This is a genomic window from Gordonia sp. Swx-4 (assembly GCF_030316175.1).
In the GTDB taxonomy this organism is placed as follows: domain Bacteria; phylum Actinomycetota; class Actinomycetes; order Mycobacteriales; family Mycobacteriaceae; genus Gordonia; species Gordonia alkanivorans.
Genome location: NZ_CP128197.1, coordinates 4,788,919 through 4,805,724 on the forward strand (window position 1 = coordinate 4,788,919; position 16,806 = coordinate 4,805,724).

Genomic DNA, 16,806 nt, shown 5'->3' on the forward strand with positions numbered 1-16,806 from the left:
CCCTTGTCCCGCCGCCTCAGCGACCCGCGAGCAGGCCGCCGTCGATGAGCACCTCGGCGCCGGTGATGTACGAGGCATCATCGGAGGCCAGGAATGCCACCGTCGGAGAGATCTCCTCCGGTCCGGCCAGGCGACCCATCGGGATGGTGGCCAGGGTGGCCTCTTCGGCACCCTCACCGAGCTGTGCGAACTCGTCGCGCAGCATCTGGGTGTCGATGTAGCCCGGGTGGATGCTGTTGACGCGGATGCCGAACTTGCCATAGCTGAAGGCGGCGGACTTCGTCATCAGCGTCACCGCACCCTTGGAGGCGACGTAGGAGAGGTAACCGTCCGCACCGACGAGACCGAAGATGCTGGAGGTGTTGATCACCGCAGCGTGCTTGCTCTTCTTGAGCAGCGGGATCATCGTGTGGAACGACAGGAAGATGGACTTCTGGTTGACGTTGGTCGTCTTCTCCCACGCGGCCTCGGTGGAGAGCTCGGCCGGGTGGATGTCGGCGAGGATGCCGGCGTTGTTGACCAGGATGTCGAGGTAGCCGACGGTGGTCTCCAGCTCGGCGGCCAGTGCCTTCCACTGATCGATGCTGCTGACGTCCAGCTGATGGAAGACGACCTGCAGGCCCTCCGCCTTGAGCGTGCGCTCGGCCTCTGCACCGACCTCGGCGTTGATGTCGGCGAAGTGGACGACGGCACCTTCCTGCGCGAGGCGGCGGGTGTGCTCGAGTCCCTGGCCGCCGGCGCCACCGGTGACGAGGGCGACGCGGCCCTTCAGGCGGGTGATGGCAGGTGCGGTGCTGCTCATGATGAATACCTTTCAAGCGTTCGTGAATCTTATGGGTGCGGTGGCCGACGCGGCCTGACGGGAGGCGTGAATCTCACGGCACTGGGAGTTCACGGGTGAAAAGCGTCATCCCGGTCTTGACCAGGCAGATGTGGTCTGCTCTCGCAGACGGATACTTCTGTCCGCTCGCGCAGACGGGGAACTGCTAGCGGTTGATGACGTAGAACTTGCGGACGGTCTCGAGGACCTCCCAGGTGGCCGTTTCGCCCGCGTCGATGACGAAGGTGTCGCCGGCCGCGATCTCGAAGACCTCGTCGGAGGGATGGACGGTGACCTTGGCCCGGCCGGCCACGATGGCGACCGACTCCGGCCCGTGGACGTTGCGCAGCACGCCGGGCGTCATCTGCCAGAGGCCGTGCGACTGACCGCCGTCGGCCCACAGCACGCGCGAGCTGATGGTCCCGGTCTCCGGGTCGGTCTTCTCCCGCTCGTCGAGGTCGGCCTCGCTGATGTTGAGGTGCCGGGAGGTGACGATGTTGGCCAAGGCGTGGGGTCCTTTCGGGGGATGGGTCGGTCCGCCGGACGCCGATGTCCGGCGGACCGACCCAGAGGCGGGGTTGTTGCGGAGCGGAGGTGTCAGCCGTTGAGGTGCGCGAGCTGCGGGGCGACCTTCTGGCCGAGGAGCTCGAAGCTGCGGCGGTACACCTCAGGCGTATCGGTGTACTCGTAGACGAAGGACACCAGCGTGCCGAAGCCGTCGACGGCGTTGTACAGCTCCTCGATGCGGGCGGCGACGGTGTCGGGCGAGCCGATGATGAAGAAGTTGTCGATCATCCAGTCGAGGCTGAGTTCGTCGACGGAGATCTGACCGCCGGTCAGCAGCGGGCCCAGGCCGAGTCGCACGAAGTTGGGGATGTTGTACTCGGCCCACATCTTGCCCATGGCGCCGTTGCGGACCAGGTCGATGGCTTCGGCGTCGGTGTCGGCGACGAAGATGTCGCGGCAGACGCGCCAGTCGGCCTTGCTCGGGTTGTGACCGGCTTCCGCCGCGGCTGTCGAATAGGTCTCCCAGTGGTTCAGCCAGGTCTTCTCGTGGGTCTGCTGGCTGAGCAGGTAGGCACCGCGGCTGCCGGCGAACTTGATGGTGGAAGAGTTCTCCGACATACCGGTGATCATCAGCGGGAGCTTCGCACCATGAGGCTTGAGGTGCGGACCCGCGATCTCCTCGTCGTAAGCAGGCATGTCGACGGAGAAGTACTCGCCCTCGATCTTGAACGGGCCTTCGCGCCCGGTGATCGCCTCGATGATGTCGAGGGCCTCGACCATCATCTTCTGGTTGTTCTTACCGGTGCCGAACAGCTGGGCGTCCGACGGGTACGCGCCCGGAGCGACACCGGCGACGTAGCGGCCGCCGGTCATGTGGTCGAGCCACATCATGCGGTGCGCCAGGGCGATCGGGTTGTGGTACGGCAGCAGGTGGGCGGCGGCACCCAGGGTGAGACGCTCGGTGACCTGCGAGGCGGCCGCGATCATCGCGTCGGGGGCCGGCGAGGGCTCACCACCCAGGGTGTAGTGCTCGGCGAAGAACGCCTCGTCCCAACCGTATTCCTCGGCCCACTTCACCATCGTGAGGTCCCAGTCGATGACCTCTTTGGCGGCGCGGTTGCCGTGAGCGTAGTCGTGCGAGTACGGGGCGCTGAAGATTCCGAACTTCATTGGTTTCCTCTTTCTCGATGGGCCGGCGGATGCCGGCGGGTAGGGCGGGATGGCCGTCCGGCGCGGTGCGCCGTCGGTTGCGTTCTGCTGCTTGGGATCTGGGAGTTTGGAAGCCGCGTCGTCGAGGCCGGGGAACGTCCTACGCGGGCGCCGGCTCGGCGAGCCGACGGAATCCGCTGCGATGGAAGATGATCGGCTCGCGTACTACCGACTCGTCGGACTGACCGAGTTCGAGGACCTCACCGATCACGATCACATGGTCGCCGCCGTCGAGGATGTCGGCGATACGGCAGTCGAACCAGGTCACCGTCTCGCCCAGGATCGGGTTGCCGGTGGAAGTGGTTGTGTAGTCGAGTGATTCGAAACGATCGCCGCCGCTCGACGCGAACTTGCGGGCCAGCTCGGAGTGCTCTTCCGAGAGGATGTTGACCGCGAACGATCCCGTCTCGGCGATGACCGGCCACGTGGTCGACGTCCGGGCCGGCGCGATGGCGATCAGCGCAGGATCGAGGGACAGGGACATGAACGACTGGAGGGTCATTCCGTGCGGCTGTCCATCACGGACACCGGTGACGATGGTGAGTCCGCTGGGGAACTGGCCTACCGCCTTCTTGAAGGCCGAGTGGTCGAACGCTCGGGTTGTCATCTAGCGCCCCTTCAACAGTTCTGAACATTTGTTGAAACTTTGATGGACGTAAACCTAAAGCGGTTGGGAACCCGCTGTCAACGGGTAGTTCCCAAGTTTTCCGTGCTGTAACAAGAGAACTGACCAGTTACGTCCGTGTTAACGGAGCCGGATTCTAGCCAGACAGAGGGCCGTCCGAGGGTGAAAAATTGAGACACAACTGAACATTTGTTGGGCAGTGAGCGCAACACGTCAGAGCACTCGGCAGCGCCGGACAGAATGCGTCAGGAAGAGGCCCGCGCGCCCGCGGTACGAGCCCTCACCTGCGGGTACTCCCGGGACTCGTCCGAGCGGATGATCCCGAGCACGACCTCGCGCAGATCCGCGTCGGACAGGGATGCATCACCGACGTTCCGCTGGACGGTGGAACCGTCCCAGACCGCTTCGAGGATCGTCGCCACCCGAGGGGAGCAGTACATCTCGACACCCGATTTGGCACGCTTGGACCACTTTCGGATGAGCTGCCGGTAGGCCTTCTCGCGAACGCCCTGCGCGTACATCTCCCACATGAGGACCACCGATTGCGTGTCCTCCGAGAGCTTTCGGGTCATGTCGACGACCGCATCGGCCAAGTCGTCGTCGCTGCGGACGTAAGAGAAGCTGCTCTCGTACTTCTCCGAACTCCGGTCGACGTAGTAGGCGAACGCATCGAGAAGCAGTTCGTCGAGGTCCGCGTAGTGGTAGTTCACCGTGCCCAACGCGAGGCCGGCGGCACTGCACACCTTGCGGTGGGTGACGCTCTTGACGCCGCTCTCGGTGATCACCTGCAGGGCCGCTTCCATGAGAGCGGCGCGCGTCGCTTCGGACCGCGCATTCTTCGCCTTCATGGTTCCTTCCCGATGACCGCCGGCAGACCGCGGCGCCCAGGTCTCGACGGTCGGTCCGAACCGCGATTATCGCACTCCGGGCCCCGGCACCACAGTGGCCCCCGCATCGTCGGCGGCGTCCTCCGGCGGGACGCTCACGACCCGGCGGGTCAGCGGCAGCAACCGACGAGCGACCGCCACCCCGCCGATGCACAGCACGCCGCCGACGATCCCGACGCCGGTCGGCAGTTCGTCGAGAAGCGCCCAGGACATCACGATGACGATCGCCGGAACCACGAGCGTCGTCGCCGCCATTGCGCCGGCATCGGTGCGCGCGAGGGCATAGGCCCACGTGGAGAAGGCGATCGCAGTGGGCCCGACGCCGAGATAGATCACCGCGGCGGTCGCCGACGCGGACAAGCGATTTCATAGCTCGAAGCCGCGCTGAGCGCGGTTTCGAGCTATGAAACTGCGACTAGCCCAGCTTGCGCAGGCGCGGTTCCAGATCGCGCCGGAAGTTCTCCAGGAAGCGACGCTGATCGTGCCCCGGCGCGTGGAAGACGAGGTGGTTGAGTCCGGCGTCGGTGTAGAACTTGACCTTCTCGACGGCCTCGTCGGGGTCGGAGGCGACGATCCAGCGCTTGGCGACCTGCTCGATGGGCAGCTCGTCGGCGAGACGTTCCATCTCGGTGGAGCTGTTGACGCTGTGCTTCTGCTCCGGGGTCAGCGACAGGGGTGCCCAGAAGCGCGTGTTCTCCAGCGCCAGTTCGGGATCGGGATCGTAGGAGATCTTGATCTCGATCATCTTGTCGATGGCGTCGAAGTCGCGTTCGGCCTTCTCCGCGCCTTCCTTCACCGCGGGCAGCAGCTTCTCGGTGTAGAGCTCGGCGCCCTTGCCGGAGGTGCAGATGAAGCCGTCACCGGCGCGTCCCGCATAGCGTGCCACGACCGGCCCGCCGGCGGCGACGTACACCGGGATCGGTTGTTCCGGAACGTCATACATGTAGGCGCCCTGCGTGTGGTAGTACTCGCCGTCGAAGTTGACCTCTTCGCCGGTCCACAGTTCGCGCATGAGCTTGATCGACTCGCGCAGGCGGGCGAAGCGCTCCTTGAACTCGGGCCACTCCCCCTGGAACCCGGTGGCGTACTCGTTGAGTGCCTCGCCGGTGCCGACGCCGAGCATGATGCGGCCCGGGTACATGCACCCCATCGACGCGAAGGCCTGGGCGATGACGGCGGGGTTGTAACGGAAGGTCGGGGTCATGACCGATGTGCCGATCTGGACGCGCTTGGTGCGCTCGCCGACGGCCGCCATCCACGCGAGCGAGAAGGGAGCGTGGCCGCCGTTGTGCCGCCACGGCTGGAAGTGGTCACTGACCGCGACCGAATCCAGCCCGTGCTCTTCGGCCGCGACCGCGATCTCCACCAGCTCGCGCGGATCGAACTGCTCCGCTGACGCCTTGAAACCGAGCTTGAGTTCTGCCATGAGCCTCGCCCCTAACCGTCGGCCGTGCCGACCTTTCCCTGGTCGATCCGCTGATCGTGATCGCTGTTGTGACCTCGATTACCAACCTAGAGCATCGGCGAGAGCGCGACTCTTCCCGTCCGATTCGAGCGCCCACCCCCCGGATTGGACCTCAAGTCAACTTTAAGTTCTACCCTGGGCGACATGAGCATGGAGTCGGTCGCCTGGGACATGATGTACAAGTCGTCGACCTCGCCGGACGGTAAGCGACTGCGGGGGGATCGGCGCGCGACGCTGCGTCGGATCGGTGGGTTCGCGAGCCCCCACCGACGGCGGATCGCGCTGTTCCTGGTGCTGTCGGTGTTCACCGCGGTCCTGACCGTGGTGACCCCGCTCCTCGCCGGACGCGTCGTCAACCTCATCACCGACAACGGGGCCGAGGCGATGATCGTCGGGCTCGCGGTGGCGATCGCCCTGATCGCCGTCGCCGAAGCGGCGGCCGGAATCGGAGTGCGGTGGCTGTCGTCGAACATCGGCGAGGGTCTCATCCTCGATCTGCGTCGCGCGGTCTTCGACCATGTCCAGCGCATGCCGGTCGCCTTCTTCACCCGAACCCGGACCGGCGCGCTCGTGAGCCGGCTCAACAACGACGTGATCGGCGCCCAGCGCGCCTTCAGCGACACCCTCTCCGGTGTCGTGTCGAACATCGTGACGCTCACCCTGACTCTGGGCGTGATGATCTACATCAGTTGGCAGATCACGATTCTCGCCCTGGTGCTGCTCCCGGTGTTCGTGATCCCGGCACGTCGGATGGGAGGCCGGATGGCTGCCCTGTCACGTGAAGCAGCCGAGCACAACGCGCGCATGTCGACGCAGATGACCGAGCGGTTCTCCGCTCCCGGTGCCACCCTGGTCAAGCTGTTCGGACGGCCCGACCTGGAATCCCGCGAGTTCGCCGACCGCGCAGATCGCGTGCGCGACATCGGCGTCCGGCGCGCCATGCTGCAGGCCTACTTCTTCACCGCTCTGACTCTCGTGTCGGCACTCGCGCTCGCACTGGTCTACGGGCTCGGCGGATGGCTCGCCGTGCACGAACATCTGTCGGCGGGCGCGGTCGTGTCCCTCGCACTGCTGCTGACCCGGATGTACGCGCCGCTCACCGCCCTGGCGAACGCCCGCGTCGAGATCATGAGCGCGCTGGTGAGTTTCGAGCGCGTCTTCGAGGTCCTCGACCTGACACCGCTGATCGTCGACGCCCCGGACGCTCGCCCGGTGCCCGGCACCGAGAGCGGCCGGCCGGTGCCGGTGTCGGTGCGCTTCGACGACGTCTCCTTCGCCTACCCGTCGGCCGACAAGGTCTCGCTGGCGTCGCTGGAAGAGGTTGCGCAGCTGGACAACCGGGCCGGACAGACCGTCCTGCACCACGTGGACCTCGATGTTCCCGCGGGTAGCATGGTGGCGCTCGTGGGCAGTTCGGGTGCCGGCAAGTCGACCATCGCGAGTCTCGCCACGAGGCTGTACGACGTCGACGAGGGCTCGGTCCAGCTCGCCGGCGTCGACATCCGTGACCTGCAGATCGCGTCGGTTCATCGTACGGTCGGCCTGGTCACCCAGGACGGCCACCTCTTCCACGACACCATCCGCGCCAATCTCGTTCTCGCACGGCCCGACACGTCCGATGAGGAGATCTGGGACGCGCTACGCCGAGCACGCCTCGAGGAGCTCGTGGCATCGTTGCCCGACGGACTCGACACCATCGTCGGCGAACGCGGCTACCGGCTCTCCGGCGGTGAGCGTCAGCGGATGACGATCGCACGCCTGCTGCTGGCACAGCCGTCGGTGGTGATCCTCGACGAGGCGACCGCACACTTGGATTCGACCTCGGAGGCGGCAGTTCAGGAGGCCTTGGGCGAGGCCCTCGAAGGTCGTACCTCGATCGTGATCGCGCACCGGCTCTCGACGATCCGCGCGGCCGATCAGATCGTGGTGCTCGAAGCGGGACGCGTCGTCGAACGCGGCGATCATCCGACGCTCCTCGCACGAAACGGTCGCTACGCCGAGCTCTACCGCACGCAGTTCGCCGACGGTGGGGACGAGGACGACGACGGCACGCTGAGCGCCTAGGCCTTCGAGGCTCGTCGCTGCGCTCCTCGCACCTCAGGCGACAGGGGACGCAGGGCTCACTGCTCGTCTTCGAGGTCGTCGAAGGTGTCGATCAGCGGGCGGCGGGGTTTCCGGGGATCGTTGACGCGCTCGCTCAGGCGGCGGCGCAGCTGCATGCCGATCAGCACGATGTTGACCACGATGACGGCGATGCCGACGGCCACCCAGAACCAGCGGCCGTCCTGCCACCAGCCGACGGTCAGCCAGCCGATGCAGACGATGAGGATGGCCGCTCCGATGCTGGTCATCGTCGTCGACAGCGTCTGCGCGCCGCGGGAGAAGTCGGGGCCGGTACTCACGGGAACTCCTGGATAGAACGGTTGCTGGCGATCAGGTCTGGACCCGATCACGTCTGGATTACGACGACGACCGCGATCAGGATGGCCACCACCACTATCGCAGTGACGACGAACAGGATCTGGGCCGGGCCCGGCATCTGCCCACCGCGCTGGAGGACGCGCATCGTTCGACGCCAGCGCCACGCACCGATCACCGCCAGGGAGCAGCCCAGAGCGACGAGGATGAGCCCCAGGATCAGTTCGAGGACCGGATTGTCGATGTCCGGGGCCAGGTAGACGATCGCCATCCCGGCGGCCATGAACCCGAGGGCGGTGCGAACCCACGCGAGGAGTGTGCGTTCGGCGGCGAGGGTGAAGCGCGCGTCGATCGCACCAGGTGGCGCGGGGGTCGGAGTCGCGCCCTCGCCGGGTCCGGCGCCCACTCCGTCAGCCGGCCCGTTGGTCCTCTCGGTCGTCAGCGCTCTTGCCCTCTCGTATCGCCTCTTTCGCGAAGGCCGCGGTCGCCTCGATCGCGTGGATCGTCTCCGGGTGATGCGAGGCGAGCACCGGGAACGCGTGTACCTGCCAAGCGTAACTGTGGGCGAGGGCCTCGACCCCGGCCTCGTCGAGAATCTCGATCAGGCCGATGACGTCCGGTTCGAGCATCTCCCCCTCTGCGGTGACCATGACCGTCGGCGGGAACTCGACCGGGTCGAGGTCGGCGATACGGCGCACCCCGGTCAGCGGCACGGGACCGCGATCGAACTGCGGTGCCAGCTTCGCCATCTTCGACTTCGGAATGTAGGCGTCGGAGCGGCTGGACCGGTCCGGGTTGGTGCCCAGGTCGACGTCGAGCAGCGGGGAAAAGCCGACGAGTGCGGCCGGGGCGGGGAGTCCGCGTTCGACGGCGGCCTCCACGACCTTCGCCGCCAGGAACCCGCCGGCCGAGTCGCCGGCGACGATGACCCGTCGATAGTGGCGTTCGTTGATGAGCTCGGCGTAGGCGGCGACGGCGTCGGCCACCGACGCGCCCACCCCGGCCTCCGGCAGCTGCCGGTACTCGAGCGAGAAGACCGGGACCTCGCAGGCCCGGGCCAGCCGCGCGGCGATCGAGCGATGGGTGCCGATACCGCAGACGACGAAGGCACCACCGTGGAGGTACAGCATCGCCGTGTCGCTGTCGCGGCGTGACGGGCCGGCCGGCATCGCCAGCTCCGTCGAGCGCCCGGCGAGGGTCAGCTGTTCACGGACCACCCCCCGGGGCTTGGGCCCCACGGCGACGACCCGGTCGATGAGGAACAGTCCGGCCATGCCCGCCTTGTTGATCGGCCACAGCGTGAGCAGCGGCTTCAGGAACACGCGGGAGCCGAACCAGAGGGGATACGACAGGAGGCTCGGCCGCCGGTGGTGAACGATGGGCATGGGACTCCTCCTGGTCTGAGCCGAAGCTACACCCTCGGCGCCTCCGTATAACCGGTAAACGCCGAGCAAAAACATTCACCAAGCCTTGGCCTGCCGGCCACCTGGGTCCGCTATATTCTCGAACTCGTGACAAGACGGTGGCCGTGACGCAGGTACAGATCCTTCCGCAGTTCCTGCGGTCCGCGCAGGCAGGCGATCCGCGAACCCTGTGCGATGTCCTCACCGCGACCGCGCGTGCGCACCCCGATGCGCCCGCGATCGACGACGGCGACGTCACCCTCACCTACGGCCAGCTGCTGGCCCTGATCCGCCGCACCGTCGCGCGTTTCGCCGAGGTCGGCGTCGGACACGGCAGCCGCGTCGGCATCCGGATGCCCTCCGGGTCGCGTGACCTCTACGTCGCCATCCTGGCCACCCTCTACGCCGGCGCCGCCTACGTCCCCGTCGACGCCGACGACCCCGATGAGCGCGCCGAACTCGTCTTCGGCGAGGCCGGTGTCGATGCGATCGTCGACGCCGACGGCCCTCGCCCGACGAAACCCGCCGCCGGGACGAGCACGGCCCCGGCACGGCCGACCCCTGCCGACGACGCGTGGATCATCTTCACCTCGGGCTCCACGGGAACGCCGAAGGGCGTGGCGGTCACGCACCGCAATGCGGCAGCCTTCGTCGACGCCGAGGCACACATGTTCCTCCCCGACGAGCCGATCGGACCCGGTGACCGGGTCCTGGCCGGGCTCTCGGTCGCCTTCGACGCCTCGTGCGAGGAGATGTGGCTGGCCTGGCGCAACGGCGCCTGCCTCGTCCCGGCGCCCCGATCGCTGGTGCGCAGCGGCATGGACCTGGGGCCGTGGCTGGTGGCCCGCGACATCACCGTCGTCTCCACCGTGCCGACCCTGGCCTCGCTGTGGCCACCGGAGGCCCTGGAAGCCGTGCGGCTGTTGATCTTCGGCGGCGAGGCCTGCCCGCCGGAACTCGCCGACCGCCTCGCCGTACCCGGTCGCGAGGTCTGGAACACCTACGGCCCCACCGAGGCGACGGTCGTCGCCTGCGCCGCCCCACTGGGCGGCCCCGGGCCGGTGCGCATCGGATTGCCCTTGCAGGGTTGGGATCTCGCGGTCGTCGACGCGGACGGCAACCCCGTCGCCGAGGGCGAGGTCGGCGAGTTGGTCATCGGCGGCGTCGGCCTGGCCCGCTACCTCGACCCGGCCAAGGACGCCGAGAAGTACGCACCGATGCCGGCCCTGGGCTGGGAACGCGCCTATCGCAGCGGAGATCTCGTGCGGCTCGACCCCACGGGCCTGATCTTCATGGGCCGCGCCGACGACCAGGTGAAGGTCGGCGGTCGACGCATAGAACTCGGCGAGATCGACAACGCCCTGCAGAATCTGCCCGGCGTGAGCGGAGCTGCCGCCGCAGTCCGCAAGTCCGCGGCGGGCAACAGCCTGCTCGTCGGCTATCTGGTCTCCACCGACCCCGACTTCGACGCTTCGGCAGCACACGCCGAGCTCACCCGCCATCTGCCCGCCGCGATGGTCCCAACCCTCGCCGTCGTCGACGAACTGCCCACGCGCACTTCGGGAAAGGTTGATCGTGATGCGCTGCCCTGGCCTCTGCCGGGCAGCAGCAGACCAGTGGATGACGACGTCGAACTCGGCGAGACCGAGCTGTGGCTGGCCCAGTTGTGGACCGATGTGCTCGGCATCCGGATCACCCATCCCGACGTGGACTTCTTCGCGGAGGGCGGTGGTTCGCTCGCGGCCGCGCAGCTGGTGACCGCGATCCGTGGGCGCCACCCCGACATCTCGGTGGCCGACCTCTACGACCATCCGCGACTGGGATCGATGGCGGAGATGCTCGACGCGCGCCGACCGGCGACCAGCATCGTCGAACGCGATGTCGCACCCACGCCACGCGCGACGGGTCTCGCCCAGCTCGCGCTGACCGTTCCGCTGACTACCCTGACCGGTCTGCAGTGGGCGACCTGGCTCGGCGTGGTGAACAACCTGGGCGCCGTCGTGGCCGACCGGCTGGATCGTTCGGTCCCGTGGCTGGTCGAGGTGAACTGGTGGGTCCTGCTCGCGGCCTTCCTGCTCTTCATCACCCCGCCCGGCCGGATGTGCATCGCGGCGTTGGGCTCCCGCCTGCTCCTCGCCGGGGTCACACCGGGTGAGTACCCGCGCGGCGGCAACGTGCATGTGCGTCTGTGGGTGGCCGAACGGCTCCTCGACGCGAGCGGCGCGGCGAACCTGTCCGGTGCGCCGTGGATGATCTACCTCGCCCGGGCACTCGGGGCGCGGATCGGTGGCGACGTCGACCTGCATACGATCCCGCCGGTCACCGGTCTGCTGACGGTCGGTGAGGGCGCGTCGGTGGAGCCGGAGGTCGACCTCGCCGGCTGGTGGATCGACGGCGATGTGGTCCACATCGGGGAGATCGCCATCAAGCGCGGGGCGTCGATCGGTGCGCGCTCGACGCTCATGCCGGGGGCCGTCGTCGGACGCGACGCCGTCGTCGCACCCGGGTCGGCGGTGTTCGGCCGGGTGAAGGCGCGCCAGCACTGGGCCGGTTCACCCGCGGTCAAGGTCGGCAAGGCCATGCACCCATGGCCCGATCATCGGCCGCCACGCGCCCGCGCCTGGGTGCCGATATACGGGTTGTCGTCGCTGGTGCTGGCCGCGATCCCGCTGATCTCACTGGCCGCGGGACTCGCCGTCATCGGCCTGTGGGCCCTCTCCGCCGACCGGTTGCGCGACGTCGCGATCCGCGCCGTGATCCTCCTGCCGGCGGCGACCCTCACCAGTCTGGCCGTCTTCGCCGCGATCACCGCGGTGCTGGTGCGGCTGGCATCCCTGGGCCTGAGCACCGGCTACCACCCGGTGCGGTCACGCGTCGGCTGGCAGGTCTGGCTGACCGAACGCCTCCTCGACGCCGCCCGCACCTACCTGTTCCCGCTCTACGCGAGCCTGCTCACGCCGGTCTGGTTCCGCGTGTTGGGCGCCAAGGTCGGCAAGGGCACCGAGATCTCGACGGCACTGGTGCTGCCGCGCTTCACCACCATCGGCGACGGCGCCTTCCTCGCCGACGACACGATGGTCGCGTCGTACGAGCTCGGGGGCGGCTGGTTGCACATCGACGAGGCGAAGATCGGCAAACGCTCGTTCCTCGGCAATTCGGGGATGACCGGCCCGGGCCGCAAGGTGCCCAAGAACGGCCTGGTCGCCGTGCTGTCGGCGACGCCGAACCGAGCGAAGTCGGGGTCGAGCTGGCTCGGCAGTCCCCCGGTCCGCCTGCGCCGCACCGCCGCCGAGACCGACACCTCCCGCACCTTCGATCCGCCGACGAAGCTGAAGGTGGCACGTTCGGTCATCGAGACCCTCCGCCTCATCCCGGTGATGGTGTCCTTCGGGCTCGGCGTCGGCATGCTGATCGCATTGCAGTACGTCGCCGTCCACGTGCACTACGGCGTCACCGCGCTGGTCAGCGGACTACTGCTGCTCGGGGTCGGCGCCGTCGCGTGTGGCACCGCGGCCGCCGCGAAATGGCTTGTCGTCGGCCGCATCACCGTCAGCGAGCACCCGCTGTGGAGCTCCTTCGTCTGGCGCAACGAACTGTCCGACGCCTTCGTCGAGACCGTGGCCGCACCGTGGTTCGCCAACGCCGCCACCGGGACACCGATCCTCAACCTGTGGCTGCGCCTGCTCGGCGCCCGCATCGGACGTGGCGTGTGGTGCGAGACCTACTGGCTCCCCGAGGCCGACCTCGTCAGCCTCGGCGACGGCGCGACCGTCCAGCGCGGCTGCGTCGTCCAGACCCATCTGTTCCACGACCGCGTCATGGCCATCGACCGTGTCACCCTCGACGCCGGCGCGACGTTGGGGCCGCACTGCGTCGCGCTCCCGGCGTCGGGGCTGGGCGAATCGGCAACGGTCGGACCGGCATCGCTGGTCATGCGCGGCGACGTCGTACCCGCGCACACCCGCTGGCAGGGCAACCCCATCGCCCCATGGCCGACGGCGAGATAGGTCTCGCCGCTGCGGTCAGACCGCGGGCTCGGCCGGGGCCTCGACCTTCTTCGGGAGCGTCAGCAGCGTCGCGATGGACAGTGCGACAAGCATGATGCCGCCGACCCAGGCCAGGACCTGGAGCGAGAAGACCGGCAGGATGATCATCACGATGCCGGCGATCACCGAGATGATGCCGGAGAGGATCAGGAACCAGGTCGGGCTGTGGCCGGACTTGGTGACCGCGCCGTAGAGGTCGGCGACGCCCTGGAAGATCCAGCCGATGCCGATGAAGACCGCGAGCAGCCAGACCGCGTCACCGGGGCTGAAGAGCGCGATGATGCCCGCGAGCAGCACGATCACGCCGACCACACCGAGCAGGGCACGGACGCCCGTACTCAGGAACGACGCCGCGAAGGCCTGGTAGATGCGGAAGATGCCGGCGATGATCAGCGAGATCGCGAACAGGATCGCGACCACGACGATGGTCGGGCCGGGCCAGATGATGGCAACGATGCCGAGCACGATGCCGACGATCGAGGTGATGATCAGGGCCGTCCGGACGGCGCCGATCAGTTCATCAGGGAAATGCTTCGTGTACGCCGTCGCGAAAGTCATGGTCGAAGGTTATCGCCCGGAGGGCCGTGACACGCTGTCCTTGAGGGCCCGTGGCACAAACTGATACTCGTACCGGTAGTAAGTATCGAATGACCTCCATCGCGTTCTTCGAGAGGGCCGGCGACCCGTCCGGCGAGATCAGGTACCGTCCGACCGCCTTCGCCGCGAGTCTCTGGGCCCCGGGAACCCTCAACGGTCCGGCGGTGTGCGCGCTCGCCGCTCGGGCGGTCGAGGTGGAATTCGGCACGGAAGAGTTCCTGCCCGCCCGGTGCACGATCGATCTGTTCAAGGCCGCCCGAGACGTTCTCACCTCGACCCGGACGCGGCTCATCCGTTCCGGCGGGCGAATCCGCGTCGTCGACGTGGAAATCGTCCAGCATCCCGACGGCGCCGACGAGGTGGTGGTGGCACGCGGGACGACGGTGTTCCTGCGAACGTCGACCAACCCTCCGGGTGAGCGGTGGCACCGGCCGCCGGAGATGGTCACCTTTCATCCGCCGGCGACCACCGGCGATGACCTCGCACCGCGATTCGCCTCCGACGCGCCGGACGGCGGCCTCGGCGAGTGGCAGCGGGACATGTCGGGTCACCAGAACGGTCACCGCAAGCGGATCTGGACCCGCGCGGCCCCGATCGTGCCGGGCGAGGAGCCGACGCCGTTCCAGCGTGCGGTGGTCAGCGCCGAGTCGGCGAGCCTCATCTCGAACTGGGGTAGTACCGGGATCGGCTTCATCAACTGCGATCTCACCGTTGCGCTGAGCCGCCTGCCCCACGGTGAGCGGATCGGTGTCGAGGCGGACATCCACATCGAGGACGACGGGGTCTCGGTCAGCAACGCCGGTCTCTACGACGCCGACGGCATGTTCGGGACGGCCCTCGTCACGGCGGTCAACAACGCCGCCGCCCAGATCGACTTCACCACTGTGGACACCTCCGAGCGCTACCGCGAAGCATGAGGAAGAACCTGTATTTAACCAGGCAAATTACTTCCCACAGGGCTCTCAGGTCTTGATATGGTCACGCCCATGACACGACGCCTTCATCGGCTTCTCCTGGGTCTCGTCGTCTCGACCCTCGCGCTTGCCCTGACGTCCACGCTGGCCTCGCCGGCGCAGGCCACGAACGCCGCGGGCCCGGCGACCATCGTCAACCGCCTCACCGGCCCGTTCGCCATGAACGACACCGTCGGCCGCCACAATATCGTGGGCACCGATCTGGGCGTCATGTGGGACAACGGACGTGGCGAGATTCTCACCGCCTTCGGCGACACCCAGTCGTTCAACGGCTGGTCACTGCTGTACGGCGAGCTGTACTACTGGCGGTCCAACGTCCTGTTGCGCAGCACCGACCGCAACCTGGCCGACGGCATGACGTTCACCTCGCACGCCGGCCGTCCCGGGCACGCCAAGCGGCTACTGAAGCCGAACGTCCGTCGCGAGGTCACCATCATCCCGACCGCGGGTGTCGCCGCCAACGGCAAGCAGTACATGACCGTCATGTCGGTCAAACGGTGGGATTCGCCGGGCATCTGGACGACCAACTGGTCGGGCCTGGTGGTGTCCGACGACAACGGCGAGAACTGGCGTGCGCTCGACGCCTTCCGCCCCAACGGCGGTGGCAACAAGAAGTTCCAGATGGGCGCCTTCCTGAAGGTCGGCAAGACCGTCTACCACTACGGCACCCCCGACGGCCGCTGGGGCGGCGTGTACCTGGCCCGGGTCGACGAGAAGGACATCGAGAACCTCGGCAAGTGGGACTACTTCTCCTACGGCCGCTGGGTCCGCAACAACCCCGGCGCCGCCACCCCGGTGATGGGCGCGCCGACCGGCGAGATGTCGGTCGCCTGGAACGACTATCTCGGCAAGTACATCTCGCTGGCCAGCCAGGACATCGGCGTGACCCTCCGGACCGCCGACAAGCCCTGGGGTCCGTGGACTTCGGGTGAGCTCGTGGCGCCGTCCGCCGACCCGTACACCGGCTATGCGCCGTACATCCACCCGTGGTCGAAGGGCAGCACCCTGTACTTCACGTACTCGATCTCGATCGGCTACCAGGTCTACCTGATGAGGTTGCCGCTCAAGCGATGACGCTCGAGAGATGTGGGGCGGTTCGGAGATCTCCTCCGAACCGCCCCACCTCGCTTTCATGCCGTCAGTTCTGGCCCAGCATCGCCCGCATCTGGTCGATCTCGGCCTGCTGCGTCGTCGCGACCTGTGTGGCAAGGGCTCTGGTCGCCGGGTCGGTGCCCTTGGCCAGCACCTCGTCGGCCATCGCGATGGCACCCTCGTGGTGCCGGATCATGCCCTCGAGCCACAGTCGGTCGAACTCGCCACCGCTGGCCTGACGGAGCGCCGCCATCTGCTCGGCGGACATCATTCCCGGCATGTCCCCGTGACCCATGTTCCCGTGGCCCATGTTCCCGTGGCCCATGTCCCCGTCGTCGTCCATGTGTCCGGCCACCGGCACCCCCCACGACTTCAAACGCGCTGTCATCTGGTCGATCTCGTCGTCCTGTGCGTCCTCGATGGTGTCGGCGAGAGTGATCAGTTCGCGGTTCTGCGTCCGGCCTTCGACGAGGTCGGCCATCATCACCGCCTGCCGGTGGTGGGGGATCATCTCGGTGGTGAACTCGACGTCCGCGTCGTTGTGCTTCGCGGCGGGCGACTGGCCCGGCGCAGACGCGTCCGCCGGGGACGAGGTCGCGGGGCGGTCTGCGGTGGTGGTTCCGGAAGGCGACTCGTCGGATGAACACCCGGCGAGGGCCAGGGCGAGCGCGGCGCCGACGGCGGTTCCGACCGCAACGCGGCGTCGAATATTGGCATTGTGCTGTACAGACATTGGATTTCCTTGCTGCTGAGGGTTTTCGGA

At 67.6% G+C, this 16,806-nt stretch carries 15 protein-coding genes and 1 pseudogene; 4 read left to right on the forward strand and 12 right to left on the reverse strand.

Annotation, left to right across the window (positions count from 1 at the left end; all coding sequences use genetic code 11):
- Positions 1–16: 16 nt before the first annotated feature.
- From PWF70_RS21680 to fgd, 7 genes and pseudogenes are all read right to left on the reverse strand, one after another.
- Positions 17–802 (reverse strand): SDR family NAD(P)-dependent oxidoreductase, encoded by a 786-nt coding sequence (locus PWF70_RS21680; RefSeq protein ID WP_084813234.1) that lies wholly within the window; start codon positions 800–802, stop codon positions 17–19.
- Positions 803–986: 184 nt separating this feature from the next.
- Positions 987–1,325, reverse strand: coding sequence for a cupin domain-containing protein (locus PWF70_RS21685; protein WP_075863748.1), 339 nt, complete (start codon positions 1,323–1,325; stop codon positions 987–989).
- 92 nt (positions 1,326–1,417) lie between these two features.
- Positions 1,418–2,497, reverse strand: coding sequence for an LLM class flavin-dependent oxidoreductase (locus tag PWF70_RS21690; RefSeq protein WP_075863747.1), 1,080 nt, complete (start codon positions 2,495–2,497; stop codon positions 1,418–1,420).
- Between the two features lie 139 nt (positions 2,498–2,636).
- Positions 2,637–3,143, reverse strand: a complete 507-nt coding sequence (locus tag PWF70_RS21695) for a flavin reductase family protein (protein WP_075863746.1) — start codon at positions 3,141–3,143, stop codon at positions 2,637–2,639.
- A 263-nt stretch (positions 3,144–3,406) separates the two neighbouring features.
- Positions 3,407–4,009, reverse strand: coding sequence for a TetR/AcrR family transcriptional regulator (locus PWF70_RS21700; RefSeq protein ID WP_075863745.1), 603 nt, complete (start codon positions 4,007–4,009; stop codon positions 3,407–3,409).
- Between the two features lie 66 nt (positions 4,010–4,075).
- A pseudogene (locus PWF70_RS21705) lies at positions 4,076–4,402 on the reverse strand (EamA family transporter); the annotation flags it as partial.
- 61 nt (positions 4,403–4,463) lie between these two features.
- Positions 4,464–5,474 (reverse strand): glucose-6-phosphate dehydrogenase (coenzyme-F420), encoded by a 1,011-nt coding sequence (gene fgd, locus PWF70_RS21710; RefSeq protein WP_075863744.1) that lies wholly within the window; start codon positions 5,472–5,474, stop codon positions 4,464–4,466.
- Between the two features lie 183 nt (positions 5,475–5,657).
- Between fgd and PWF70_RS21715 the strand changes: the two genes are divergently transcribed.
- Positions 5,658–7,577, forward strand: coding sequence for an ABC transporter ATP-binding protein (locus tag PWF70_RS21715; protein ID WP_075863743.1), 1,920 nt, complete (start codon positions 5,658–5,660; stop codon positions 7,575–7,577).
- A gap of 56 nt (positions 7,578–7,633) precedes the next feature.
- On the opposite strand, the gene PWF70_RS21720 is transcribed toward PWF70_RS21715, so the two are convergent.
- Genes PWF70_RS21720 through PWF70_RS21730 form a run of 3 tightly spaced genes read right to left on the reverse strand, consistent with a single transcriptional unit; the run spans position 7,634 to position 9,316 of the window.
- Entirely contained in the window at positions 7,634–7,915 is a 282-nt protein-coding gene (locus PWF70_RS21720; protein ID WP_035753791.1) for a hypothetical protein, read from the reverse strand.
- Positions 7,916–7,962: 47 nt separating this feature from the next.
- Positions 7,963–8,337: a YidH family protein gene (locus tag PWF70_RS21725; RefSeq protein WP_006357132.1), complete on the reverse strand. Its 375-nt coding sequence runs from the start codon at positions 8,335–8,337 to the stop codon at positions 7,963–7,965.
- Positions 8,338–8,341: 4 nt separating this feature from the next.
- On the reverse strand, positions 8,342–9,316 hold the full coding sequence (locus PWF70_RS21730; RefSeq protein WP_006357131.1) for an alpha/beta hydrolase: 975 nt from the start codon (positions 9,314–9,316) through the stop codon (positions 8,342–8,344).
- Positions 9,317–9,459: 143 nt separating this feature from the next.
- On the opposite strand from PWF70_RS21730, the gene PWF70_RS21735 reads away from it, so the two are divergent.
- On the forward strand, positions 9,460–13,341 hold the full coding sequence (locus PWF70_RS21735; protein ID WP_286352775.1) for a Pls/PosA family non-ribosomal peptide synthetase: 3,882 nt from the start codon (positions 9,460–9,462) through the stop codon (positions 13,339–13,341).
- Positions 13,342–13,356: 15 nt separating this feature from the next.
- On the opposite strand, the gene PWF70_RS21740 is transcribed toward PWF70_RS21735, so the two are convergent.
- The gene (locus PWF70_RS21740) at positions 13,357–13,938 is read right to left on the reverse strand and encodes an HdeD family acid-resistance protein (RefSeq protein WP_035753790.1); all 582 of its coding nucleotides are present in this window, start codon (positions 13,936–13,938) and stop codon (positions 13,357–13,359) included.
- An 89-nt stretch (positions 13,939–14,027) separates the two neighbouring features.
- Between PWF70_RS21740 and PWF70_RS21745 the strand changes: the two genes are divergently transcribed.
- Both PWF70_RS21745 and PWF70_RS21750 read left to right on the forward strand, forming a co-directional pair.
- Positions 14,028–14,894 carry an acyl-CoA thioesterase domain-containing protein gene (locus PWF70_RS21745; RefSeq protein WP_035753789.1) on the forward strand — a complete coding sequence of 289 codons (867 nt, stop codon included), beginning with the start codon at positions 14,028–14,030 and terminating at the stop codon, positions 14,892–14,894.
- Positions 14,895–14,963: 69 nt separating this feature from the next.
- Positions 14,964–16,025 carry a glycoside hydrolase family 183 protein gene (locus PWF70_RS21750; protein WP_035753787.1) on the forward strand — a complete coding sequence of 354 codons (1,062 nt, stop codon included), beginning with the start codon at positions 14,964–14,966 and terminating at the stop codon, positions 16,023–16,025.
- A gap of 64 nt (positions 16,026–16,089) precedes the next feature.
- On the opposite strand, the gene PWF70_RS21755 is transcribed toward PWF70_RS21750, so the two are convergent.
- Positions 16,090–16,776 (reverse strand): DUF305 domain-containing protein, encoded by a 687-nt coding sequence (locus PWF70_RS21755; RefSeq protein ID WP_035753785.1) that lies wholly within the window; start codon positions 16,774–16,776, stop codon positions 16,090–16,092.
- Positions 16,777–16,806: the final 30 nt, after the last annotated feature.